This is a genomic window from Candidatus Erwinia haradaeae (assembly GCF_900698855.1).
In the GTDB taxonomy this organism is placed as follows: Bacteria; Pseudomonadota; Gammaproteobacteria; order Enterobacterales; family Enterobacteriaceae; genus Erwinia_E; species Erwinia_E haradaeae_F.
Map to the genome: position 1 here is coordinate 854770 of NZ_LR217698.1, position 26627 is coordinate 881396.

The window sequence follows — 26627 nt, forward strand, 5'->3', positions numbered from 1 at the left end:
GAAACTGAATGGATTAATTTAACATATTGTTCTAACTATGAAAAAGACACGAAATACAAAACTATCATCTACTTTTAAGTATATCAATATTTTAATATAGATTATAATTGATTAATTTACATGAACTCATATAATCTATTGCTGCCTATAACATATTAAATTATCTCTACTTCACATTAGTATTTTAATTAAAAACAATCATCTCACCTAAGAAAGCAAAAATTAAACTTCATTAATGAAAACTATGAATATGTTATAATCACATAAAATGCTAAATGATGCTATTATCATCTAATCTATCTAATGCAAAAAAACCATTATCCCTATAATTCTAAAAAGTAGAACACCTATTTTTTTACACAAAATAATAACACAACACTATTGAACTAAACTTAGTTCTTTACTAAAAAACGTAACATTCTATCTGATTAAATATCAATTAACCCTGAATTATGTGTCAAATATTTTATTTCTATACTTATCTTTGATATTAAAAGATAATCTATTTATCTAAATATCGACAAAACGATATACTAAATTTTAAATTCTACTCAAGACCCCTTAAATTGTAAATACTCCATAATATAACAAAAAGATTATCAAGAATACCTGTAAGAACTAGAGATGATTTTATACCTACTAAGGCCTAGTCTAACGCAATTAGACTAAAAATAAAAATATACATACCATATCCAATATAAAACAATTTAAAATAAATACCTAATAAATTACTTAGATAACAAATCTTTTTTAAAGAGCCATTATGATATCTCAATATGATTAAAATGTTACTATTCATAGATAGTAAGAGCATTATGTAGATTGCTAAAATAGCAATCTATGAAACCTCATTAATATCACAATATTTAGTCATACTGATACTAATCGATTTAACCAATATACTTATCTAGCATTAGATTAATGTTCTATACAAAAACAGATAATGCATCTATAATACTGATTTGTTGAATAACTATATAAAAAATTCATATTTTTAATATGAATTATATAAAACTTTTATATTAAAAACTTTTCTAATCTTTCATGCTGAAATATAAATTTCATAAGCTTAATCAAATACTTATAAAAATTATTGCACTTAATTCTACTATAGTACCAAATACTAGACTACATATCTGTAATCTAATTTTTCATAAAAAATTATTCATTATAGAAATTACTATTATGTATTGATATGATTAAGATCATCGTATTTTAATATACTTAAATTATTGTCTACTACTTATCTACACACTCATTGAATTCTTATTAAACATAATTTTTATTATAAAAACCCTATAATAAATCTGTAATAATTTCTGATTCAACATCGAGTAATAAAATATAAATACCAAATCAAAATAATCAAGCAAAATAAAAAATTAATATCTCTTAAAGACTGGAGATCTAAACTGTTGTTATTTATTATTAGAAATAAACTATTCAGTTATGGTTTACCAATCAACTAATATTACATAATCTATTTCATAACTGAATCTATAAACCAATGCTTAAAATCAAATAAATCCATACGAAAAAATTAGTGATATATTCTGATGTAAAATGATAATCAAACCTTATCAACCTATATACTATTAGGACATGCAAATGTTAACAAGAAATATGAATATTTCTGATTATGATATAGAGTTATGGCGCTCTTTAGAAAAAGAAAAAGAACGTCAAGAAACCAACATTAATCTGATTGCTTCAGAAAACTACACTAGCCCACGAGTTATGGAAGCACAAGGCTCTTGCCTCACTAATAAATATGCAGAAGGCTATCCAGGTCAACGCTATTACGGTGGATGCCAATATATTGATATTATTGAACAACTAGCCATTGATCGAGCTAAAGAGTTATTTAAAGCTGATTATGTCAATGTACAGCCTCACTCAGGATCTCAAGCAAACTTTGCTGTTTATACCGCACTTCTTCAGAACGGTGACACTATACTTGGCATGAAATTAGCACATGGAGGCCATTTAAGTCACGGAGCTTCTGTAAGCTTATCAGGTAAACTTTATAATGTAATTTCATATGGTATAGATGATAATGGTAATATTAATTATAATGAAATGTCTGATCTTGCTAAAAAATATAGACCTAAAATGATTATTGGCGGATTCTCAGCTTACTCAGGTATCTGTGACTGGGAAAAAATGCGTTATATCGCCAATGGCATAGGCGCATATCTTTTGATTGACATGGCACATATTGCTGGTTTAATTGCTGCTGATATTTATCCAAACCCTTTACCCTATGCTCACGTTGTTACTTCTACTACACATAAAACTCTAGCAGGCCCCCGAGGGGGAATTATTTTAGCAAAAGGTGGAAATCAAGTTTTATATAAAAAACTAAATGCATCAGTATTTCCTGGAGGGCAAGGAGGACCATTATTACATGTAATTGCAGGAAAAGCAGTTGCCTTTAAAGAAGCAATGGAACCCGAATTTAAAATATACCAAGAGAATGTAGCTAAAAACGCCCAGGCTATGCTAAAAATCTTCTTAAATCGAGGTTATCAAGTTGTCTCTGGTAAAACTTATAACCATTTATTCCTTCTAAATCTAATTAATAAAAACCTAACCGGAAAAGAAACAGAACTTGCCTTAAGTCAAGCCAATATTATTGTTAATAAAAATAGCATACCCAATGATCCTAAAAACCCTTTAATTACATCTGGTATACGTATTGGCTCTGCTGCCATAACGAGGAGGGGATTAAAAGAAAAAGAAGTACAAAAAATTGCAGAATGGGTCAGCGACATACTGGACGATATTACTAATCGAACTGTTAGTCTCAGAATAAAAAAACAAGTTCTTGACATCTGTCATCAATTTCCAATCTACAAATAAATATCTTCTTTCCTACATAACGATTATAAAATAACACACAATCTCTTTCATCTTCATGTAAAAATACATGAATGATTATCTACATTAATCAGATAAATTAATTAACGTAACAAGCATGAAACACTGTTGTCTTACTTAAATTAACGCGCATGCTAAATTTTTTAACCCTTAAAGAGAATTAACGATTTTTATTCTAATTACTAAATTTACTATGTAAATAGTAGTCAATAGAAGAAATCAATCTTCTATAAAAAAATCAAGAAAAATATATATACCTAAATATATTATATATATTAAAAATATTTAATTTTTATAGATAAATCTATATTTTATTAGAAATATTACAAAGATATATTACTGATGAAAACATACACAGTACAATATTTACTTGACTTATGTTCAATCTTAACATCATTGACAAAATGATATATGTATATTATAATTAAAAACTTTTAATTTTATGTTTCTATTACTCATATTTAATTACTGATATACTTTTTTAATAATAATGACTTCTTCTGAATAGCACGAATCATAGAAAACAACCCTTGTGAGCGAGAGGGCGTTAGATGTGTAGTAAGAGTAAGAACTGAAAACCAAGCACATACATCAAACTCTAAAAGATTTTTTGGTGTCATATCTTGATAGCATGAAAAAACAATCGCAATTAAACCTCTAACTAACGCAGCATCGCTATCTCCTTGAAACATAACTAAACCATTTCTATCGAGATTAACGGTTATCCACACTTGACTTTGACAACCAGGAATGATGTTTTCTAATGTGTAAAGAGAGTCAGGACATAATGGCAGTCTAGCGCCTAATTCAATAATATATAAATATTTTTCTTCCTGATTAAGACAGCGATTAAAATTAGATATCAACTTTTCTCGATCTGGTAAAGCGCTCACTAAAATCCTCACTCTCACCCACTTTCTGATGATATTAATTTTCTTTAGACTTTCTTTAATTCATAAGATATTAAAACGATATCATTATATAGGTCTATTTATGTATATCTTTGATAGTTCTTATAAACACATACAAAGACTCAAAACAATTCTATACTGAATCAGTATAACTCTTTTCTAGATGACTAACGCTTACTAGAATAAGAATTCTATTCTCTATAAGATAACTAAAAATTTATTCTGACACCTGTTCATCTGCTTTTAGGCATTCACTAAAAGTAAAATCCATCCCTGAATTATGATTCAATCATATCTATGCATGATGTCAATAAAAATCCTATTTTAACTTCTTAGAAACTAATGGAGTTTATAAAAATTCTGAACATATACATCACTCCCTACCTAATTGTAGTCGACCTAAATTTCCGTAGGAAATCAAGAAGATCGAACTTTACCATACTTTAGTGAAATGTTACTTTTAAATATTTCTATTTATAATAATTGTGTATTTGATCATATTATTAAAAATCCTAAGTATTAAACTGATATCTAATATAGATTATTAATGTCATAATTTTTAAACACAAAAAATTATAATAAATCAATTTTAAATCTTCAATCTATAATGACCCTACATAATCTATCTTTCTATCTTCCAAAAACGACCAAAATCATAGATTCTATATCCAGTAATATAGATATTTCTCAAATAATCTATCTATGTTATAAACATAAGTATTATTAGTAACACTATCTTAGGAGCTATGTATAAGATCCTTATCTCTACAAAAATTATCAAGATGACATGCCTTGCATTTAGAATATATATTCTAAACTAAACTTTTAATCTTAATCTCTTTATGAATGTCAACAAATCTTTCTAACTATGCCGAAATCTCTTTTTATCTATCTTTGATATGATCATATCATTATTAAAATATTCTTATACCACTAAAAAATTAACTACCAAACATCCTATAGATTTTCATTTATTATTCTAATAATTTATACCAATAAATTATTGATTCGTTTTAATCCAGTGACTAAACGATCTACTTCTTCTTCACTATTATAAAGACAAAAGGAGGCGCGACACATAGAGGGCACTTTATAATACTGCATTAATGGCATAGCACAATGATGACCAGTACGTATAGCAATCCCATACTGATCAAGAAAACTACCTACATCAAATGCATGATGTTTACCGAGATTAAAAGAAATAATACCACAAGATTGCAAAGATCCATAAATTATAATATCTGGAACCAATGATAACTGATCTAAAGAATAACGCATTAACTCTGTTTCACGATGAACAATCAGATCCATTCCTAAATCTTTAATCCAAGTTAAAGCAGCCCCTAGGCCAATAATAGAAGTAATATTTGGAGAACCAGCTTCAAAAACCCAAGGAACATCAGCATATGATGTACCATCTTTTAAACTAACCCTAGAAATCATCGATCCTCCACCTTGCCATGGTGGCATCACACTCAAAATATCCTGTCGTCCATAAAGTACTCCAATACCGGTAGGAGCATACATTTTATGACCTGAAAAAACATAAAAATCACAATTTAAATCCTGAACATCTACTGAATGATGCATTATCGCTTGAGCTCCATCTATTAAAGTCACAATCCCAGCCGATTTAGCCTGTCTAACTATCTCTTTAACTGGATTCATTGTACCTAACACATTAGATACATGCGTAACTGCTAATAAACGAGTACGATCATCTATCAATGATGTCAACTTTGGTAAATCTAAATTTCCTGACAAACATAAAGGAATAAAACGAACTTCCACTCCCAAACGGTTCGCCACCATTTGCCAAGGCACGATATTAGCATGATGTTCCATTTCTGTGATAATAATATTATCACCAAACTGAAGATTACTCCCTCCCCAACTATTGGCAACTAAATTAATAGCTTCTGTTGCACCCTTCACAAAAACAATTTCTTCCATATTAGATGCATTAATAAAAGAGGCAACCTGAGCTCGAATACGCTCCATCTCAAAAGTAGCATCAGAACTAAGTGTATGAATACCGCGATGAACAGAAGAGTAACCATATTTATAAAAATGATTTACTGCATTAATTACTACCCAAGGTTTCTGTGTACTTGCTGAACTATCCAGATAAGTTAGTGGATATCCGTTCACTTTTCGCAATAATAATGGAAATTCTGCGCGAATAGAAGTTAAATTAAAACTCATAATACACCACCAGAAAATCTCTTCATAATACGATGAATTAATTCTTCTTTTATAAGATCATAACTAACCATGGTAGTTAATTCAGAAATAAATGCATACATAATCATACGATACGCAGAAGCTTCATCAATACCACGTGACTGTAAATAAAATACTTTCTCTTTGTCAATATCACCAATTGTTGCGCCATGTCCACATTGAACATCATCATGATAAATCTCTAGATGAGGCTGGGTATCAACTTCTGCAAAAAGCCCAAGTAACATATTCCTATTAATTATATAACCTTTTGTTTTATTAGCACCTTTTAATACACGCATAATGCCATTAAAAACTGCTCGAGCACAATCACAAACAATAGTTTTATGAAGCTGAGAGCTTATACAGTAACCAGCGTGATGTTCTAGAAATGTACGACTTTCACAGACTTCTTTACCTATAGGAATCATCAAACTATTCATTATCAAATTAGAACGCTCTCCATTCAATTGCGCGCTCGTTTGATGGCGAGTCAGTCCGGATCCTAAAAGGAAACTGTGACTGAATACTTCTGATTCGCAACCAATCTTTAAGTCATTATGGGATATATGATAACTCTTTCTTCCCTCAAATGAAAAATTATAATGCGTTAACTTAGCACTATTTCCCACAGATACAGTTAATCGCGAACCAGTAAAATGAGATGAGTTGTCTAGACTAATATAATGTTCAATAACCACAGCCTCACTTCTATCATCCTGTTGAAAATGATGACGATAATGAGAAGTAAAAACAGTGTTGCTCGTGCTACCACTAGAAATATGTAATAGATATAGTGGACGTCTAGCTATAATACCACTTTTTAAATGAATAAAGATTACCTGCCTCGCCAAGCTTTCAGTTAAATGTAAAAAAAAATCAGATATGATTGGTGAACATTCCTCTTTTTGGGCAAATTCTTGAGATACTTTAATAGAAAATGAATCATATTGATCATCACTGAATTCAGGTACAAACCAACCATCTATAAAAACTAAACGTACTGCATCAATAGTAAATGCTTCTTTTTTAATAAAATCATAACCTAATTGAGGTGATGCTGGAAAAACAAATTTTTTATCAATTAATTGATCTAATGGAGTATATTTCCAAATTGATTCCTGGGGTTCGGGTAAACCTAAACGAAGCAGCTCATTCCAATGAATATCTCTTTCCTTAGAAAGCTTCTTATGACCAAGTTTCAACAAACTCGACCATTGTTCGATTACATTATTCTTCCTTCTGCAGAAGCCAACCATAACCTTGCTCCTCTAGTTGACTTACTAACCAAAAACCTCCTGATTTTACAATTTTCCCTTGAGATAAAACATGTATCATAGACGGCTGAATATAATCTAGCATGCGTTTATAATGCGTTATAATAATAAACGAACGACCAAAATTTCGCAAACTATTAACTCCACTCGATACAATTTTTAAAGCATCAATATCCAGACCAGAATCCGTTTCATCTAAAATGCATAAACAAGGCTCTAAAGCAAACATTTGTAAAATATCATTACGTTTTTTCTCACCTCCAGAAAAACCAACATTAACAAAACGAGTCAGTAAATCTTTAGGCATCTGCAAAAGATTAATTTTTTCTTGAATAAAATCTTGGAACTCGAAACGATCTAATACTTCCTGATTGCGATACTTACGAACAGAGTTCACTGCAGTTTGAAGAAATAACTGATTACTCACTCCTGATATTTCAACTGGATATTGAAAAGCTATAAAGATACCCTCTCCCGCACGAGAATCAGGATCTAAACCTAATAAGTCTTTACCTTTAAATTCAACACTACCATTAGTTACTTCGTAATTTTGTCGTCCGGATAAGGTAGCCGCCAAAGTGCTTTTTCCTGATCCATTAGGACCCATAATAGCATGTACCTCACCTGGTTTAACATGAAGACTTAAACCTTGTAAGATCTCTTTCCCATCAATACTAACATATAAATCTTTAATCCTTAACATAAGATGTCCTTGTCAACCACAGTCATATATATCAAATTAACCCACACTATGTTCTAGGCTAATAGATAATAACTTCTTGGCCTCAACCGCAAACTCTAAAGGTAACTCTGAAAAAACATCTTTACAAAACCCATTAACAATCATAGAAATAGCATCGTCTTGATTAATCCCTCGTTGTAAGCAATAGAACAATTGATCCTCACCAATGCGTGAAGTTGTTGCTTCATGCTCGAGATGCGCAGTATGGTTACGAACCTCAACGCATGGAAACGTATGCGCAGAACATTCAGAACCAATAAGCATTGAATCACATTGAGTAAAATTACGTGCATTAAAAGCAGTTTTCATGATCTTTACCAAACCACGATACGTATTTTGACCTCGACCTGCTGAAATACCCTTAGAAATAATAGTTGATTTTGTATTTTTACCAATATGGATCATTTTAGTACCAGTATCAGCCTGTTGATGACCACTAGTTAGTGCTACTGAAAAAAACTCACCAACAGAGTTCTCACCACGTAAAATTACACTTGGATATTTCCAGGTAATAGCAGAACCAGTTTCTAACTGAGTCCAAGACATTTTGCTATTCTTCCCAGAACATACTGCACGTTTCGTTACAAAATTTAAAACTCCACCTGTAGCTTCTCTTCCAGAGAACCAATTTTGTACCGTAGAATACTTCACGCTTGCATCCTGATGAACAATTACTTCAACTACCGCAGCATGTAATTGATAACTATCACGAATTGGAGCAGAACACCCTTCAATATAACTAACTGAACTTCCTTCATCAGCAATAAGTAAGGTGCGTTCAAATTGACCAGTTTTAGCTGCATTAATACGAAAATAAGTCGACAACTCCATCGGACATCTAACTCCCTTAGGGATATAGACAAAAGTTCCATCAGAAGCTACAGCTGCATTCAATGCAGCAAAAAAATTATCACGAAAAGAAACCACGCTACCGAGATATTTTTTTACTAAATTAGGATAGATGTGAATTGCTTCACTGAAAGAACAAAAGATAATACCTTTTTTTACTAGTTTATCACGATAAGTTGTCGATACAGACACTGAATCAAAAATAGCATCAACTGCTACTCCCTCCTCATCATTCAGAGGAACGCCTAGTTTCTGAAAAGCCTCTTCTACTTCTTTGGTTAAATAATTAGACATACCATGAGAAGAAGGTACAGACATGTCTAATGTCGAGTGATGAGAGTCATTGGTACTGGAACAAGAAGGCGCAGAGTAATAACTATAATTTTGATAATTCAAATTATTATAATCCGCTTTTAACCAATGAGGTTCTTTCATTTTCAGCCAAGACGTATATGCTTGAAGACGAAAATCTAGCATCCACCCGGGTTCATTGCGCTTAGATGAAATCGCACGCACTACATCTTCGTTAATGCCATTCTTTAACTGTTCAGTTTTTAATTGAGTAACAAAACCTTCCTTATATTTTAAATATCTACTATTTAAGATTTGAGAGCCATCAGATTTATTATGATTATTAGACATATACTTTACTCAATAGCAAAACTCTCACCACAACCACAAGAATTGTTAGCTTGAGGGTTATTAAATTTAAACATATGATTTAAACCTATGCGTACATAATCCACCTCTGTACCATCAATATAAGGCATAGCACGAACCGGAACAAATAAGCTTGCGCCGTCATGAGTAAAAATCAAATCATTTTCTGAGGAATCTTTAACTAATTTCATGGCATAAGTCAAACCAGCGCATCCAGAAGATTTAATGTCTAATTGAACACCTTTGATGTCAGGATCTCTTTTTGATAAATGGATAATCTGTTTCACTGCTCTATTAGTTAATCTAAGCCCTTTCCACATAAAATTCTCCAAATCTGATATCTCAAGATAGAACTATTTAATCATTGGTGTAAAATATAGTATATTTTTAACTGAAATTAAATTTCAGTACCCATCTAAATTAATAAAACTAATATTTATAGCTAATTAAAAATAAGATTCTTGATAATATTTCAAAATTAATCAAAGATAGATTTGATCCTATACTAAAATTTATCTTTCTTAAAAGATAAAATATACTACATATCTCAAAGTAAATAAAATCAGATAATAACTATCTATTAACAATATGATTTTATTTTGTTTACATTCATCCTAGATCCATAATAGAAACTATAGTAAATCAAATTAATTTACTACTCATCAATTAATATAAAAAATTTAATAATTGTAAATAGATCTTAGAAATATCAAATACATATATGAATAATAAAAGAATTATAAATAGTTTTCAATTTTATCTGGAGATATATAAAACAAATATACATTCTATAATAATTTTCAAAAAATACTGAATATCATCTTTAAATAATATAAAATGATCTAAAAATATTGCTAGATAAATTTTAAATCTATACTAACATCAAAAAATATATCTAATATTAATTATTTAGACTTTTCTTAATATAAAAAATTTAGAAATATTACATATTATTTTAAATATATAATATAAGCATTATATCCTTTAGTTTAGAAAAAATATACTTTAGTTTAGAAAAAACGACGTATTATAATTATTTTCATAATACTATATGATTATCTCTCCTACTTCTTAAATAAAACTCTAGCAGGACACAGGCTTATAGCTTGTTTAGCTGGTATCCAGCTAGCTACTAAACTTAGAATTAAAGCCGTAACTAATATAATCATTATATCAAGCCAATAGAGTTTTGATGGAATAAAATCAATAAAATAAACTTCACCTGGCAATATATGATATCCAGTTATGTTTTCAACACAAAAGAAAATAGATTGAAGATTAACAACCACTATAATTCCAATCAATACCCCGATTATACTTCCCACTAAACTACCTAACAACAATCCATACCAGAGAAAAATAGAACAGATTAGTTCATCTTTAGCACCTAAAGTACGTAATATAGCAATATCAGAACCTTTATCCTTAATAGCTATGACTAATGTAGACATAATATTAAAATAAACAATACCCATGACTAAAACCATTGCTAGATAAAGTAATCCTCGAATCATCTGAATATCATGATACATGTATCCATAAGCACTTATCCAGCTACGCACTCCAACATATAAACCTGTCGCCTCTCCAGCTAGATGAACCAATTTTTCAGCATGAAAAGGATTATCAACCTTAATAGCAATACCAGTAATATTCTCACCGATCCCTAATAAATTCTGCGCATCAATAAGTGGCATATACACTAAATTATTAGCATGCACTCCATTCAGGTTAAAAAACCCAATAACCTGAAGAAGGACCTTCTTGTTTTTTAAAAAATTACTCTCAGAATTTCTCGTAGTCACTATAAGATTAATCCAGTCACCTACTTTAACATTTAAACTATGAGCAATCCCTTTTCCTATAAGAATTTTCTTTTGACCAGATATGAAGTTCTCCCAAGTTACTCCCTCTACATAGAAAGGAATCGAGCTAATTCGACTTTCTAATTGTGTATCTACCCCTTTGATTTGAACTGCTAAAACTCTTTTTCCGGTTTGAATTAACCCGGAAAAATGAATATAAGGTGCTGCCGCCTCTATACCAGGAACTTTTTCCACAACATTTAATAAAGACTTCCAAGTAGAAAAGATCTGACTAACTGATTCTATCTCACCATGTGGGACTACAGAGAGAACACGTTGATTTAATTCATGTTCAAAACCATTGATTACACTAAAACTAATAATTAAAACAGAAGTACTTAAGGCCATTCCAAGAATGGATACTATCCCCATTAAAGAAACTATGCTACCTCGTCGACTAGAATGACTCAAACGAAAACCCAAAAACACAGCTAAAGAGCGTTTCATGATACTTGACCTAATGCACTACTCAGATTTCCTAGGTAACCATCTTCCATCTTTATTTTTCGTTGTAAACGTTGAGCTAAATACCAATCGTGGGTCACAATAACAAACGCCGTATTATGCTCTTTGTTCATCTGAGTCAATAATTCAAAGATTACATGCGTATTAACTGTATCTAAATTACCTGTCGGTTCATCTGCCAAAACCAGACGAGGACCATGAACTAAGGCGCGCGCTATTGCTACTCTTTGTCTCTCACCTCCGGAGAGCTCTGATGGGCGATAAGTCATCCGAGAGCTTAAACCAACAATCTTTAATATCCTTTCTGCCAAAACCCGTGCCTTTCTATAATTCATTTTCGCAATTAAAAGAGGCATAGCTACATTTTCTAATGCACTAAAATCCAATAACAAGTGATGAAACTGGTAAATAAAACCTAATTTTCGATTACGTAATTCAGCTTTATCTGAAGAGGACATGGTATTTAACGAATGACCCTCAAATTGAACTTCTCCCGAAGTAGGAGAATCCAGTCCACCTAAAATATGAAGTAATGTGCTTTTTCCAGAACCAGAACTTCCGACAACCCCAACCATATCACCAGGTTGCACACTAAATGTAATATTATGCAAAACATCAGTTTTTATATTATTTTCTTGATAACTTTTACATAGATTATTGCACTGCAATAAAATCTGTTTACTCATGACGCAACGCCTCAACTGGCGAAAGAGCAGAAGCACGGACAGATGGAATAAGTGATGAAAGAAACGAAATCATTGTAGCGCTGATGGTAACAACAACTACTTGAGATATAGAAATAACCGTAGGCAATCTTACAATATCTGTAAATAAAACTCCTAATACCCCCATCAAACGACCAATCTGGGTGGTTAAAAATATCCCAAGAGAAGCTCCAATCAAAGAGCCAAAGAAACCAACTATCGACCCTTGTATAATAAAAATCATAGCTATTTGGCTACGCCTTAGACCTTGAGTTTGCAAAATAGCAACCTCATTCTTTTTCTCTAGAATAAGAAGAAAAAGAAATGTGACAATATTAAAAGAAGATACTAAAATAATAAGACTCAACAATAACCCCATTATATTTTTTTCCATGTTTACTGCCTGAAATAAAACCCCTTTGTGATCACGCCAGTCTTTCCATACAAGACCCTCTAATAAGGATTGAGAACTAATTTTTTCAATTTCTAATGGCTTTTCTAACCAAAGACGCCATCCAGTAATGCGCCCAATACGATAAGACATCAAAGATGAAGCATCTTGTTGATTAACTAAAACCTGATAAGCATCTGCATCGCTATCAGAAAAAAAGACACCAATGACATTAAATAACCTCTGACTCGGAAGAAAACCAAATGGAGTCAAATAACTAACAGCTGGTACTAATAAGCGCACCTGCCCTCCTTGATGTAATTTTAACTGATTGGCTAACTTTGAACCAACAATAATATTATATTTTCCTACTTTCAGATCTGTCTGTCGCGCATTAATAAAAAAAGGTTCTAATATATCATGTTCATTAGGATTAATACCTAAAATCATCCCCGCGCTAACGTGATCAGCACTCTGTATCACCACTTCACCTATAGTTAATGATTCAATACGAGTAACGCCTTTCAGATGAAAACTGCTAGAAGGAATCTTTCTTGGATCAATAGATCCTGAGCGGCTAGTAATTAATGCGTGAGGAATAAAACCAAGAGTTTTTGTTTCCAATTGGTGTTCTAAACCATTCATTACTGATAACACTGTGATTAAAACCATTACACCAATTGCAAGTCCAATAATAGAGAACCATCCAACTAAGTATCCAAAACGATCGAATCTACGACCTTGCATATAACGCATGCTAATAAATAAAGTTAAAGGTTGATGCATAAACTTACTCTTTCAAATCACTTATGAAATAAATAATTCGTTATACGTATAGGGATACTATCCTATACAAAAAAATCATCTTTTACGCTATAGAAAAAAACCAATAAAATCTCTAAACAATATAAATACTGATTTTATCAAAGATCCATAATTTATTATGTGATATTTCTCAAAAAGAAAATATGAAAATTCACAATGGCTAAATAATTAAATTTATAACCACCTAACTATAAAAGAAAGTATAAGAATCTTATTTAATCTGACATTGCTTAAGCTAAAATCAACTAAGATCACTTTATAAAATCTTATAAAAATTAGAACTATAAGACATTAGATATAAGAATAGAGTACTGGAATAGTTGATTACAATCTCAGGTATATCTGATATGTTATTTATTAATATAATATCTATAATAAATGTGTCATATTATCGAAATACGACCTTGAAAAGAATCATTCCATTTATACTATACAAATAATCTATCTCGCTTAAAATTAGAAATAATTTCATCTCTCTAGATAATGATAATTATATATCACAGTTAATAGTAATTTGTAGATTAAAAAATTGGAATCTAAGATTCCAATTCTATCTAAATCATGACACGTATCAATGATATTTTGATATATCAATTACAGATATAATAACGTCATTCACATAAACTATGATATTTCTATAAAATCCTGATAATCTTATAAAAATACAATAAATAATATTTATATACAGAACATCTTTGAGTATGGTTATATGTGTAAAACCATAATGTTTAATCTATTTCATCACACATACACTGCATCTAAAGATTTTCCACGACACTTCCATACGGAAACAATCCTATAAACGATACATATTACCTAACAATACAATGCTTTATTTTGATAATCCTGAAAATATAATTTATGCTCTATCATGTAAATATAATCTCAACTTACAATAATTTTATAACTCATCTACCTTATCATTCCATCTTAGCTCACCCCACTTAATAAAAAATTATAAAAAAATCTGCATAGATACAAACATGTTACAAAAGTGTTTCTATTAATCTAAATTTAGATCACATATCATTATCATTTTTTTATTAGTTATATTTAAACAGAAAAAATCAAGTATAATTATAATCTTTCTGAATAAAAAGACATAACATTTATTATGCGAATATTATAATTTTCTATAAAAATATTAATTTACAGTATGTAATGTCATAAATATCATTATTATTGATGGTGAGTTCTACATTGGTATTACATTATTTATATTCTTTAAAATAGATAAACATCGACATGCTCAAAAAACACATGTTTGATACAAATCGCTTTATTAATCAAACTAACCAATTAAATTACCTTTTATTCTAATGAATAGAACATTTCATTAGCACATAATACGCCAACAGTTACACTGCATGAGACAAATAAAATTTAAAAGATGTTAAGATATACCCTTATCATTGTAAAAATGACTTGCCATTAATTAGCAGATATGTGATAAACATCTTAGTAAAACAAGATGCATCTCTGCTTATGAGCCACTTCTTTAGTAAAGAAGATTTGAATTAAAGACAGTAAAGAAGATATGAGTACAAACGTTGACGTTGAATACCGCTTCCTTGCCACGCCTTAATTAATATCTCATGCAGTAATGTTTTTAGTTTTTCTGAACGTCAAAAGCCCACGGGCGAATAATCTCTCTAAGGAATGTGTAAAATGGCAAAGATTAAAGGTCAGGTTAAGTGGTTCAATGAGTCTAAAGGTTTTGGTTTTATCACTCCTTCTGACGGAAGCAAAGATGTGTTTGTGCACTTCTCCGCTATTCAGGGTAACGGTTTCAAAACTCTCGCTGAAGGCCAGAGTGTTGAATTTGAAATTCAGGATGGACAGAAAGGCCCAGCTGCAGTAAATGTTAGCACCATCTAATATGTAATCTAAGTTTATCATTGACTACCTATAAGTAAGATCAGTGAAAATCTAAATACTCTATATAAGCTCCGTCAGAAATGACGGGGCCCTTCTTTAATATTTAAAGAATATTTAAAAAAAATAGATCAATTTATATGTTTAATATTTCTGTTAACTTTGTAGAAGTAGAAATAATTGGCTATAAGATATATTGGAATTTTAATTATTCTCATATCTTTACAAATGTTAAAAACCCATAAAAATATAAATAATGTAATACCAATGTAGAACTCACCATCAATAATAATGATATTTATGACATTACATACTGTAAATTAATATTTTTATAGAAAATTATAATATTCGCATAATAAATGTTATATCTTTTTATTCAGAAAAAATATAATTGTACCTGATTTTTCTATTTAAATATAACTAATAAAAAAATGAAATGATATGTGATCTAAATATAGATAAATAAAAAAAATACTTTTATATAGTTTCTGTATTTATTGGGAGTTGACTGATATGTCTTAAGATTGCAATAAAATTCTATATATCATAAAATCTGATAAAATAAGAAAAATATAAAAACTAAATCATTCAAACTTAAATAAAATAAGCACTATTAACTTTACTATTTTAATAATTAATACAATTCATGATATTCATATATGATATATTTATCATTTGCTAGATCATTTCTTTTACAAAAAAGATATAATATGAGTATAGGTGTTAAAGGTAAAAAAAAAGAAAAACTAGAATCCTACTTATATTGATTTTCATAAGAAAAAATCTAAAATACCCAATAGCTAATCTGTATGGACCATTGTTTTAACCCTAAGTATTAAACTTAACTCTCTTATCGAAAACTCTATAAACTCTACTATAATATATTTTCGATTACAAAATCATTATGATTCATACTTCTTAAACTTTCTAACACATTCATATAGAAGTAAATAATAAAATAATTGTTACTTATATGAAATCTGTATTACAGATAGGCACACCATAATACATGCAATATTCCTAAACTTTATAATCTAAGTTTACTTATCCTATACCTCTATATAGAGGTATAGGATAATCAAGAATATCACTAAAATCTAATCAATGTTATTTTTTAAAAATCAGTTCTTAAAATCTAGTCACTTGATTTAAAATCAAGTAATATAACACTATTAAATCAGTAAATCAGAATTTTTACTGTAGAAAAATATTATAATATCTGTGCATATTAATAGAATTTTATAACAAATCAACTAATTATGACTTTAATTCATCAGTGCTTACTTTCTCTGAAAACAGAGATTAATGAAAAATTAAAGAAAATAGATCGAAGGTCTTATCTTCGTAAAAAGACTGTATAAGCACCTAATAACAAAAGAAAAGAACAACCCTACATTATAAACTGATATATATTAGAACGAATTCAAGTAAATTTGACAAATACATACACAAAAATATAATCCTTGTCACCATCACAAATCGGTGTTCAAATCTATCTGATACAAATTTAAAAAAAACTAAGAATTTTACTAGTTTCTCGCTCTGAGAGTTCTTATATCCCACGTAGTTATAATAACTTACATTGTTTGTTTTACAAACGTGCCCAATGAAGATCGCTTCTAGATAAAAATTTGATAGTAGTTTTGATCTATTACCATTTTACGATGTTATCCATGACTTAATATGCGGTAATGAATCTTTATTAACCTCTGTGAATTTTTAGTGAATAAGTTTGCCCAAAATAAAAAATAGTATGATGACTATTTCTATCTTTAATTACTAATATGAACAACGAAGCATTGGCGATCTCTCTCTTATGAGCTATATGCTAATAGATTTCAAAACAATATTCAGTTTCTTTAATCTAAAAATCATAGACTTGATGATACCTGTATACCAATTATTGAATAATATTCAATATAGACTTAGCCTACCCGTTATGGTAATGTTAATGACATTAATGAGACCATTATGTTAAATTTAATTTAGTACATCATTGCAATATACTAACCGTTTAAATCACAAACAAATAGACGAATAAAACTAAATATTGTCTCCATGTTCCCCACATATGTGATAGGCATTGAACTATTAACCTGAAAAAACCTAGACAAATATTACATACTAACATAGTAATTTTCTGATTGTTACAAATTAATTGTGGATTTTATCCATGTCTAAATTAGTTTTTACAAACTAATTTTCTTAAAACCACTGTTTTAATTGAAAAACATAATTATAAAACATATCACTAAATGATATTGGTGATCAAATCTAAACTAATTTGTAAAAATTCTTTAACTATTTCAACACAATTAAATTTATATTACTAATACATCATACTAAATCATTAATATTCATCACAAAAAATTAATGACTAATAAATAAAAGTTAAAGTAATTCTTTTATTTACACCCATAAAAATAAAGAAATAATTCTATAATATCTATTTTTATCTAAAGACTAAAGAATACAAGAAAAAACTGAAAATTAAACTTATAATCTGTAAGTTCATTATTCAACGAAGGAAAAATAAAACCAAACACATATTACTTAGAAAAATATATAAAATATATAATATAATTAACTTGATATCTATCAATCCCTATTAGATATCCACACATATCTTTTGACTAATCTTCTAATATTGCTCTTCATATAAAAAATAATTAAATAATTTTTTGATCACTTTATTTGACGAACATAGCAGGCATATAGCTATAAAAAATAAATAAAAAAACAAAAAATATGTTTCTAAAAACGAATTACGAAGACCCTGTCTGTAAATAAAACATCTTATAATTAAAAAAAAATCCTTTGACTATATAAGCGCCTCCACTGTATAACTACCCTATAAATTAACTCAATCTATTAATCATTACATCATTACATTAAATATTCCCTATACATATCATGTAATATGCAGTACACAGTCTGCTTTGACTCTACATTAAAAGAATTATTTCTAATTCTGATTGAGAAAAATCTTATATATTAAGTAAAAAAGACTCATTCAAATTACTCAATCAACTGTTCTTGATCATTTATTACTATAATTCTGCAAATTTAAACAATCATAATTTAAAATTATTAGTCTGTTTTTTCTCTTACAGTATATCCTCATACCTCTTTAAATCAATACTACATATACAAATTCCGACAATCACAAACATTAATTTAATAAATAGCGATCTTACAATGATAATACAAAAAAATAAAAAAAATATAAAAAATAATTTGGTGATGCAAATTATTTTTGGTTTAACATTGGGCATGACATTAGCTTGGTTTTCAAAAGAGTATGCAATAGCAATAGGAGTTCTAGGGGACTTATTTGTAAATATATTAAAATCCATCTCTCCATTGCTCGTACTAGTGCTTACTCTAACATCTATTGCTAACTATAATGAAGGGCAAAAACATAACATTCGAAAAATTATTATTCTCTATTTACTGAGTACATTTAGCGCAGTTGTAATTGCATTAATCTTCAGTTACTTAATTCCACAAACTTTAACGCTACCTTCAACTAATACTACGATTGTAACCCAACCTTCTAAAACGTTAGAAGTATTAAGAATCTTGCTAATGAGCATGGTAACTAATCCCCTTCAATCATTAATACAAGCTAATTATATTAGTATTCTTTTATGGGGGATTAGCTTGGGATTTGCCTTTCGTCACAGCAGTAAAACTACCCGTTCTCTACTGAACGATCTTGCATCTGCAATCACACAACTAGTTCACTTAATAATCAAATTTGCACCAATTGGCATTTGCGGATTAGTTTCCTCGAGCCTAGCCTCAACTGGATTTAAGGTATTATGGCAATATGCTGGACTACTCAGCCTTCTTCTAGGATGCATGCTTCTAATTGCACTACTATTAAACCCGCTAATTGTATGGTATATAATACGTCGTAATCCTTATCCATTAGTCTTTATCTGTTTAAGAGAAAGCGGAGTAACTGCCTTTTTTACTCGCAGTTCCGCTGCTAATATCCCAGTCAATATCATTCTAGCCAAAAAATTAAATCTAAATCCAGAGACCTATACTGTATCAATTCCTATTGGAGCCAATATTAGCATGTCGGGTGCATCTATCACTATTACGGTGTTAACACTAGCAGCAATGCACACCTTAGGAATTAGTCTAGACTGGTCCACTTCTATTCTACTTAGCCTAGTAGCGTCTTTATGCGCCTGTGGTGCCTCTAGTATTGCCAGTGGATCTCTACTTTTAATACCAGTAGTATGTCACATCTTTGGTATTCCTAATGAAATAGCCATGCAGGTAGTCGCAATCGGATTTATTATAAGCATCTTGCAGGATTCTGCTGAGACCGCTCTCAACTCATCTGCAGCTATTTTATTTACTGCTGCTGTATGTATGGCAGAAAAATATCATCCATTAAATAAAAATATCTAATGCTCATAACGAACATAAACGATTAAATAAAAAAATGGAAAAAAATAGGAATAAAAACTTAAATATACTCAAATAATAAAAAACATTCTAAATCCCATGATACTGTAATTTCATCTATGTATTAAAAATAACCAAATATAACTCTTAATACAGTGAATAAAATATACTATATTTCTATCAAAATGATATAGTAACATTTCATCTTATATCTCATCTCTTCGTTTATATTATACATATAATTATATATATACTAAGTAATATCCTTATTCTAATATATCAAAACCTTGAAAATAATAGAATTATCATAATCTCTATTTCATGAATATATTACATCATGAAAATTTCTTCACTAGCCAATTGCAATCGATACATCTGCCAATAACGACCCTGTTTTTGTAATAATTGATGATGATTACCACTTTCTACTACTCGTCCTCGATGTAGTACGAAAATTGTATCTGCTTCAGTAATTGTTGAGAGACGATGGGCGATAACTATTAATGTTGCTTCTTTACGTAAAAGACATAGAGCTTTCTGAATTGCTTGTTCAGTGCCCGAATCAATATTAGCTGTTGCTTCATCTAAAATCAGTATCTGAGGTGTGGTAACCAATACTCTTGCTATCGCTAAAAGCTGTTTTTGTCCAATAGATAGAAAATTACCCTGCTCTCCTAAATGAGTATAGATACCTTGTGGCATTGATCGCGCGAGATCTTCCAATTGTACTATCTCTAAAATTTGCCAAACTACCTCCTCAGTGATAGATCTACCTAAAGTAACATTAGCAAAAAACGTATCAGCTAATATTACTGGATCTTGCTGTAACATAGCTACGCTATCGCGCAATACAGAATGACTTAACGAAGACAACGGTCTAGAATCAAGTAAAATTTCACCTTTATTTAAAGGATAATAACCCATTAAAAGATTTGCTAATGTACTTTTCCCGCTTCCAGTATGCCCGACTAATGCCACAAAATGTCGAGTAGGTACCGATATATTGATATCGGTTAAGACCGGGCAGAAAGAAGAATACGTAAAAGTCAAATTACGAATATCGATCCTTCCAGAATGCAATGGCTCTATATCTTCACCATAGTGCTGTCGAGGAGAGTCCATTAACTCAAAAATCCTCTCGCCTGCAACTACGGCCTGCTGTAAAATCGATTGTTGCGTAGTTACTTCAATTAGGGGCTCATTTAACCGCGCAAGATAGTTGATGAAAGCATATAATACGCCAACTTCAATAGTATTAATAGATGAAAAACCAAAAAGAATCATTAAACCACATAATATTAACGCAGACAAAAAACTTAAAAGTGGTCGTAATAAGAACCCTTCGAGCCTTAAAGTCTCCATACGAGATAGATAATGTAATCGACTAATTTCTCCCATCCGCTTGCCAAAACGGGCTTGTTGTCGAAACTGCTGGATAACACTCATTCCATTAATAACTTCATTAAAACCATTATTAATATCAGCTAAATAACTGCGAACTCGTCTCACAATTGGAGTGCTACAACGCTGGTATATAAACATCACTATTAATACAGCAGGAAAAATTGTCATTGCTACCAATGCCATACGCCAGTTAAGACTAAACATTGCCACAAGCATCGTTCCAACTAATGCGCTGCTACGCAATGCTGTAGAAACTACGGTCACATATAAATCACGTACTACTTCCGTGTCATTAGTAACCTTTGAAATAATTTGTCCGACTGGCTGAGAATCAAAAACACTTAAAGGCTGGCGTAATGCTGCATCCATCACATTAGTTCGTAAATCCTGAACCACTCTAACTGAAACTTGATTAAACCATAACGCTTGCCAATAGTATAACAATGCCGCCAATATCTGTAAGAGAAGGTAACCCAATACTATTAATCCCGACAAACCTCCAAAAGGCACATAGTGTTTAGCCATTTGATCAATGAGCACACTAAGAAGTATTGAACCTATAACTTCTGCTCCCGCAGCAACCCATAGCATTACAATAGCTAAACAAAGAGACTTCCACCATGGGGCGCCATATGCAAGCAACCTTTTTATAGTTGGCCACAGTTTGACTACATTAGTCATCGGCCGCTCCGTATTCTATATTATCCTTATCTAATACATCCTCTAACTGCTGATAACGATACATTTCACGATACCAACCTTTATTAGCCAACAACTTTTGATGATCCCCTCTTTGCGTCACTATTCCATTTTTCAATACTAAAATTTCATTAGCTTCAGCTAAAACAGAAAGGCGATGAGCAGTAATAATAACCGTTCGACTTTCGCCCCAATGACGCAAATTATGCATAATTTGATGTTCAGTACGCCCATCCACAGCAGATAACGCATCATCTAACACTAGAATCTCAGCATTTAAAAGAAGTGCGCGAGCAATAGCAATACGTTGTTTCTGCCCTCCTGAAAGCATTACACCACGTTCACCAACTTGTGTTTCATAACCATAAGGTAAACGCAATATATCTTCATGAACATGTGCAAGTTTTGCCACATACTCAATCTCATGTTGAGTAGAAGTAGGACGCCCCAAAGCAATATTTTTTGCTACACTATCAGAAAATAAAAAAGGAGTTTGACTTGCTACTGCAAGTCGACTGCGCCACGAATCAAGACGAATCTGAGATAAAGGAGTTTCATGAAAAAAAATATCCCCTTGATCAATGTCAAAATGACGTTGAATTAAACTTAATAAAGTGCTTTTTCCAGAACCCGTTGGACCACATAAACCTAACATCTGACCAGGCTGGATTGTCACATTAAGATTCGATAATATAGCCTTTTCTGACCCTGGATAATAAAATTTTCCTATGGTAATTTGTAATAAACCGCGCTTTTTAGGTAAAATATTCTGACCATCAACCACTACTGGAGCCTCCGATAGAAGTGCAAAAATACGACTCCAAGCCACGCTTCCGCGCTCAACAATATTCAACATCCATGCTAATGCTAACATAGGCCAAATCATTAAACCTAGATACATAACAAAACTAGTTAACTGACCTAAAGTAATCGTACTATGCCACACCATCCAACTTCCACCAACAATAGCTAACAAATTTGACAATGCAACAGAAACATAAATAGTAGGATCAAAACGAGCATCAATACGAGCAGCGCGCAAATTTTCCTCTCCTGTATCTTTAGCAATAGCCGCAAATTTAGCTGATTGATGATCCTCTAAACCAAAAGCTTTAATCATTCGAATACTGCTTAAACTTTCTTGTGTCTGATCATTTAATAACGAAAAAGCAGCTTGTACATTTTTAAAACGTTGATGCAGTTGATTACCATAACATTTAATAACTAAAGCCATTATAGGCATTGGCATAAGTGCTAATATTGTTAATTTTAAGCTAATTTGTGAACCCATGACTAGCAATACTGTGACTCCCATTACTAAAGAATCTACTAGAGTAAGAAAACCTTCACCAGCTGCAAAGACTACACGATCGACATCATTAGTAGCTCGAGCAATTAAATCACCAGTACGACGACGTAAATAAAATTCAGGATGTTGACAACTAAGCTGCCTGTAAAAACCTGCACGCAATTCTACTGCTAAATGATAGGAAGCGCCAAATAATAGTATACGCCATAAATAATGTAATACATAAATAACCGTAGCAGTAAGAAACATAACACCAACCCACATCAACACCTGACTGTGACTTAACTCATTACGACTTACACCATCTACTATTTTTCCTACAACCCATGGTGGTAACAACTTTAATATTGCAATTATAAGAAGAAGAAGGACCGCCCCAAGGTAACGACGCCATTCACGTAAAAAATACCAGCTTAATTGGCTAAATAACCTAACTGAAAAATCCTGATGATCGGCCTGACTCATCCGAAACCTCTCTATTTAAAGGCGCACTGGCAAAGAAGTAGTATACTTAATCTCTTCCATTGCAAAACTTGAAGTAACATCTAGCAAAGTAGGTACGCTATGCAATAAGTTTTTATAAAATCTATCATAACTTTTCATATCAGCGACTTGAACTCTGAGAAGATAATCATATTCCCCCGCCATTCGATAAAACCCCATAACCTCAGGCATTATTTGTATTGTGCTAACAAATTGATCAAACCCATCACTACTATGCTGATGGGTTTTTATAAAAACAAAAGCAGTAAGATCCAAACCAAGCTTATAACTATTTAATAATGCTACCCGAGCACGAATATACCCCTCATCATCTAACCTCTTCAATCGTTTCCAGCAAGGAGTGGTAGTAAGACAAACTGTCTCTGCCAAAACCTGTAAAGAAAGAGTACAATCCTTCTGAAGAAGACTGAGTAACAAACGATCTTTTTTATCCAACGTTATTGGTAGCAATATATTCTCCTTGTAATAACTTTTGAAATGAGAGTTTAGTAACTTTTTCTCCACATATATCGTTAATCTTATGTAAGACATGACCAAAGTTTAATAGAATGGAGATATAATGCGAAGAAAAATTTTTCATAACCTCGTGATCATCAGTTTATTTACTGCTGTCTCTTTTACTTGGGGAACTACCTGGATGGCAATGAAAATTGCTGTTTCTTCTGTTCCACCTATTCTTGCCACCGGACTTCGTTTTCTATTTGCAACGCCACTGCTGTTTTTGTTATCACGTTATAAACAAGCTCCTCTTTTATTCCCGTCTAGTCAGGGTCTCTTCCAATTATATGTAACACTTTTTTATTTTGCCTTACCATTTACGCTCATGATTTATGGAGAGAGATACATTGCCTCTGGTCTAGCGTCAATTATTTTTTCCATCATGCCCGCTATTGTTCTTATTCTCTCTCGATTCATTCTAAATGAACGAACCACGACGCAACAAATTGTGGGTTTATGGATAAGCATTAGCACATTAATCATAATTTTATGGCAAGAGGCACATCATAACAACCTAGATACCCAAATACGGGGTGTATTAGCACTCGTTGCAGCAGTTCTAATACATGCTATTATGTATGTCCTATGCAAAAAACGCTGCATGACTATCTCGGTTCTCAGTTATAACACACTACCTTGTTTGGGTGCTGGCATAATTCTCACCATAGCTGGTCTGAGTGAAACTACCGATGTTAAGATGTTTTCTACACAATCCTTATTAGCGATAGCCTACCTCGGTATAGTAGCGAGCGTGGGAGGAGTTCTAGCATATTTTTTTCTTCAAAAAATTATTAAACCCTTTCAGGCATCGCTTGTTTTTATGATATTTCCCTTAATCGCATTAACCCTAGAAAGAGTTATAAATGATAGCAGTCTTAGCAAATCGTCTCTAGTATTACTTATACCATTTCTTCTAGGTATGATACTCACACTATATAAATCAAAAGAAAAAAATTCCCTTTAAAACGAAATATTTTAAATAAATTACAATGCCATTATGCCATATTAAAAATTTTCGCACCAATCTAGATATTTTTAAGATCAATGTTTAAATATGATCTAACACGCTTAGAGCTAACACTAACAGCTATTGACAATACAACCAATATGAAATTAAGAAAAAAATAAAAAACAACATTCAACTAAGTTCTATTAGTGATCCATATCACTTATAAACTAAACATACTATAAATTTTATCTATCATTCAATAATTTTCTAGCCCAAAAGAACTGTTGTCATATATAACTTATTAATCTATTTTTAGAGATACTATATTTTAATAATGAGTTAAATTACACGCGTGAATCACTTAGGATTACCATTGCTATTCACACCACTAAGTTTCTTGACTAAAAAAATTAAATCTACATACAATAATTATATATACTACGTAGTATAATACTAATTATCTTGCTCGAATCAAATAACTCTCTTCTAATTATAATAGAATCGTATTAGATTGCTTGATAATCCATAATTATTATCAATACATGTAGATATGCATAGATATTATTCGAATAACTTAGCATATATTAAACATAATACACTAGAGATATCTAATCTAACATTTCACAGCGACTAAATACCATAAAATTAAAAATTAATGTAAGAATATCCATAATACATTCATATGTAATCATGAAATTAAAATCAGACCATTTATGAAAATATAACCATAATTAAAAAACCTAACTCTTCCCTCACGATAAAATATCCAAATTTTGAAATTCTTTAATTTGGAATGCTTTAAAATTAATTATAACGAATACTACATAACTTACTTTCTCATAAAACTAAAAACACATGAATCTAACACTTAAGAATATATGAAGCATATATTAACAGTGTTATACTATAGTTATTCAACATTCCTAACTCTAGTACTATATCATATAGTTCTTTTAATCCTTTTTAAATAAACCCATAACTAGGTTCCAGTATTTAAAAATAAAAATTTAGAAAATAATTTAACCCTAATAATTACAAATTATATCAGAAGAACCTAATCTATATTCTCTAAATCTAAGAAATAACTAACTCATAATACAATATCTAATATCTCGGAAAGATATTGGATATAAATATATAATTTATTGATGAGAATACTGCCCTAAAAA

At 30.8% G+C, this 26627-nt stretch carries 17 protein-coding genes; 5 read left to right on the forward strand and 12 right to left on the reverse strand.

From position 1 onward, the window contains the following. Positions 1-1608 precede the first annotated feature (1608 nt). On the forward strand, positions 1609-2862 hold the full coding sequence (gene glyA / locus HACICURT3053_RS02575) for a serine hydroxymethyltransferase (protein ID WP_157992318.1): 1254 nt from the start codon (positions 1609-1611) through the stop codon (positions 2860-2862). A gap of 479 nt (positions 2863-3341) precedes the next feature. On the opposite strand, the gene sufE is transcribed toward glyA, so the two are convergent. From sufE to lolC, 9 genes are all read right to left on the reverse strand, one after another. Continuing rightward, on the reverse strand, positions 3342-3773 hold the full coding sequence (gene sufE, locus HACICURT3053_RS02580; protein ID WP_157992319.1) for a cysteine desulfuration protein SufE: 432 nt from the start codon (positions 3771-3773) through the stop codon (positions 3342-3344). A gap of 1005 nt (positions 3774-4778) precedes the next feature. After that, entirely contained in the window at positions 4779-5999 is a 1221-nt protein-coding gene (gene sufS / locus HACICURT3053_RS02585) for a cysteine desulfurase SufS (protein ID WP_157992167.1), read from the reverse strand. Then, a complete protein-coding gene (gene sufD / locus HACICURT3053_RS02590; protein ID WP_157992168.1) occupies positions 5996-7276 on the reverse strand; it encodes a Fe-S cluster assembly protein SufD in 1281 nt (426 codons plus the stop codon). The genes sufS and sufD overlap by 4 nt, the downstream gene beginning before the upstream one ends. Continuing rightward, the gene (sufC, locus tag HACICURT3053_RS02595; protein WP_157992169.1) at positions 7248-7997 is read right to left on the reverse strand and encodes a Fe-S cluster assembly ATPase SufC; all 750 of its coding nucleotides are present in this window, start codon (positions 7995-7997) and stop codon (positions 7248-7250) included. Before sufC ends, sufD begins: the two co-directional genes overlap by 29 nt. Positions 7998-8033: 36 nt before the next feature. Further along, the gene (gene sufB, locus HACICURT3053_RS02600; protein ID WP_157992170.1) at positions 8034-9527 is read right to left on the reverse strand and encodes a Fe-S cluster assembly protein SufB; all 1494 of its coding nucleotides are present in this window, start codon (positions 9525-9527) and stop codon (positions 8034-8036) included. A 5-nt stretch (positions 9528-9532) separates the two neighbouring features. Continuing rightward, positions 9533-9886 (reverse strand): Fe-S cluster assembly scaffold SufA, encoded by a 354-nt coding sequence (gene sufA / locus HACICURT3053_RS02605; RefSeq protein WP_269472368.1) that lies wholly within the window; start codon positions 9884-9886, stop codon positions 9533-9535. 723 nt (positions 9887-10609) lie between these two features. Then, positions 10610-11857, reverse strand: coding sequence for a lipoprotein-releasing ABC transporter permease subunit LolE (gene lolE / locus HACICURT3053_RS02610; RefSeq protein ID WP_157992172.1), 1248 nt, complete (start codon positions 11855-11857; stop codon positions 10610-10612). Next, a complete protein-coding gene (gene lolD, locus HACICURT3053_RS02615) occupies positions 11854-12561 on the reverse strand; it encodes a lipoprotein-releasing ABC transporter ATP-binding protein LolD (protein WP_157992173.1) in 708 nt (235 codons plus the stop codon). The genes lolE and lolD overlap by 4 nt, the downstream gene beginning before the upstream one ends. After that, positions 12554-13756: a lipoprotein-releasing ABC transporter permease subunit LolC gene (gene lolC / locus HACICURT3053_RS02620; RefSeq protein ID WP_157992174.1), complete on the reverse strand. Its 1203-nt coding sequence runs from the start codon at positions 13754-13756 to the stop codon at positions 12554-12556. Before lolC ends, lolD begins: the two co-directional genes overlap by 8 nt. Before the next feature lie 1555 nt (positions 13757-15311). Here lolC and HACICURT3053_RS03435 point away from each other — a divergent pair. The 3 genes from HACICURT3053_RS03435 to sstT all read left to right on the forward strand — a co-directional run bounded on the left by HACICURT3053_RS03435 (position 15312) and on the right by sstT (position 20098). Beyond that, positions 15312-15380 (forward strand): DUF2627 domain-containing protein, encoded by a 69-nt coding sequence (locus HACICURT3053_RS03435; protein ID WP_414973888.1) that lies wholly within the window; start codon positions 15312-15314, stop codon positions 15378-15380. Between the two features lie 83 nt (positions 15381-15463). Then, complete coding sequence (cspE, locus tag HACICURT3053_RS02630; protein ID WP_157991161.1) at positions 15464-15673, forward strand: transcription antiterminator/RNA stability regulator CspE; 210 nt, start codon at positions 15464-15466, stop codon at positions 15671-15673. A 3195-nt stretch (positions 15674-18868) separates the two neighbouring features. Then, the gene (gene sstT / locus HACICURT3053_RS02635) at positions 18869-20098 is read left to right on the forward strand and encodes a serine/threonine transporter SstT (RefSeq protein WP_157992175.1); all 1230 of its coding nucleotides are present in this window, start codon (positions 18869-18871) and stop codon (positions 20096-20098) included. A gap of 327 nt (positions 20099-20425) precedes the next feature. On the opposite strand, the gene HACICURT3053_RS02640 is transcribed toward sstT, so the two are convergent. The 3 genes from HACICURT3053_RS02640 to HACICURT3053_RS02650 are packed head-to-tail and all read right to left on the reverse strand — an operon-like array spanning position 20426 to position 24461. Further along, the gene (locus tag HACICURT3053_RS02640) at positions 20426-22180 is read right to left on the reverse strand and encodes a SmdB family multidrug efflux ABC transporter permease/ATP-binding protein (RefSeq protein ID WP_157992176.1); all 1755 of its coding nucleotides are present in this window, start codon (positions 22178-22180) and stop codon (positions 20426-20428) included. After that, positions 22173-23972, reverse strand: a complete 1800-nt coding sequence (locus HACICURT3053_RS02645) for a SmdA family multidrug ABC transporter permease/ATP-binding protein (RefSeq protein ID WP_157992177.1) — start codon at positions 23970-23972, stop codon at positions 22173-22175. Before HACICURT3053_RS02645 ends, HACICURT3053_RS02640 begins: the two co-directional genes overlap by 8 nt. A 15-nt stretch (positions 23973-23987) precedes the next feature. Next, positions 23988-24461 (reverse strand): Lrp/AsnC family transcriptional regulator, encoded by a 474-nt coding sequence (locus tag HACICURT3053_RS02650; RefSeq protein WP_232037553.1) that lies wholly within the window; start codon positions 24459-24461, stop codon positions 23988-23990. 109 nt (positions 24462-24570) lie between these two features. Between HACICURT3053_RS02650 and HACICURT3053_RS02655 the strand changes: the two genes are divergently transcribed. Next, positions 24571-25473, forward strand: coding sequence for a DMT family transporter (locus HACICURT3053_RS02655; protein WP_157992179.1), 903 nt, complete (start codon positions 24571-24573; stop codon positions 25471-25473). Positions 25474-26627: the final 1154 nt, after the last annotated feature.

Coding starts and splice junctions, on each gene's coding strand:
- lolE (WP_157992172.1), bottom strand. CDS start 11,857: ATGAAACGCTCTTTAGCTGTGTTTTTGGGTTTTCGTTTGAGTCATTCT.
- sufC (WP_157992169.1), bottom strand. CDS start 7,997: ATGTTAAGGATTAAAGATTTATATGTTAGTATTGATGGGAAAGAGATC.
- sufD (WP_157992168.1), bottom strand. CDS start 7,276: ATGGTTGGCTTCTGCAGAAGGAAGAATAATGTAATCGAACAATGGTCG.
- lolD (WP_157992173.1), bottom strand. CDS start 12,561: ATGAGTAAACAGATTTTATTGCAGTGCAATAATCTATGTAAAAGTTAT.
- HACICURT3053_RS02645 (WP_157992177.1), bottom strand. CDS start 23,972: ATGAGTCAGGCCGATCATCAGGATTTTTCAGTTAGGTTATTTAGCCAA.
- HACICURT3053_RS02640 (WP_157992176.1), bottom strand. CDS start 22,180: ATGACTAATGTAGTCAAACTGTGGCCAACTATAAAAAGGTTGCTTGCA.
- cspE (WP_157991161.1), top strand. CDS start 15,464: ATGGCAAAGATTAAAGGTCAGGTTAAGTGGTTCAATGAGTCTAAAGGT.
- lolC (WP_157992174.1), bottom strand. CDS start 13,756: ATGCATCAACCTTTAACTTTATTTATTAGCATGCGTTATATGCAAGGT.
- sufB (WP_157992170.1), bottom strand. CDS start 9,527: ATGTCTAATAATCATAATAAATCTGATGGCTCTCAAATCTTAAATAGT.
- glyA (WP_157992318.1), top strand. CDS start 1,609: ATGTTAACAAGAAATATGAATATTTCTGATTATGATATAGAGTTATGG.
- sufS (WP_157992167.1), bottom strand. CDS start 5,999: ATGAGTTTTAATTTAACTTCTATTCGCGCAGAATTTCCATTATTATTG.
- sstT (WP_157992175.1), top strand. CDS start 18,869: ATGATAATACAAAAAAATAAAAAAAATATAAAAAATAATTTGGTGATG.
- HACICURT3053_RS02655 (WP_157992179.1), top strand. CDS start 24,571: ATGCGAAGAAAAATTTTTCATAACCTCGTGATCATCAGTTTATTTACT.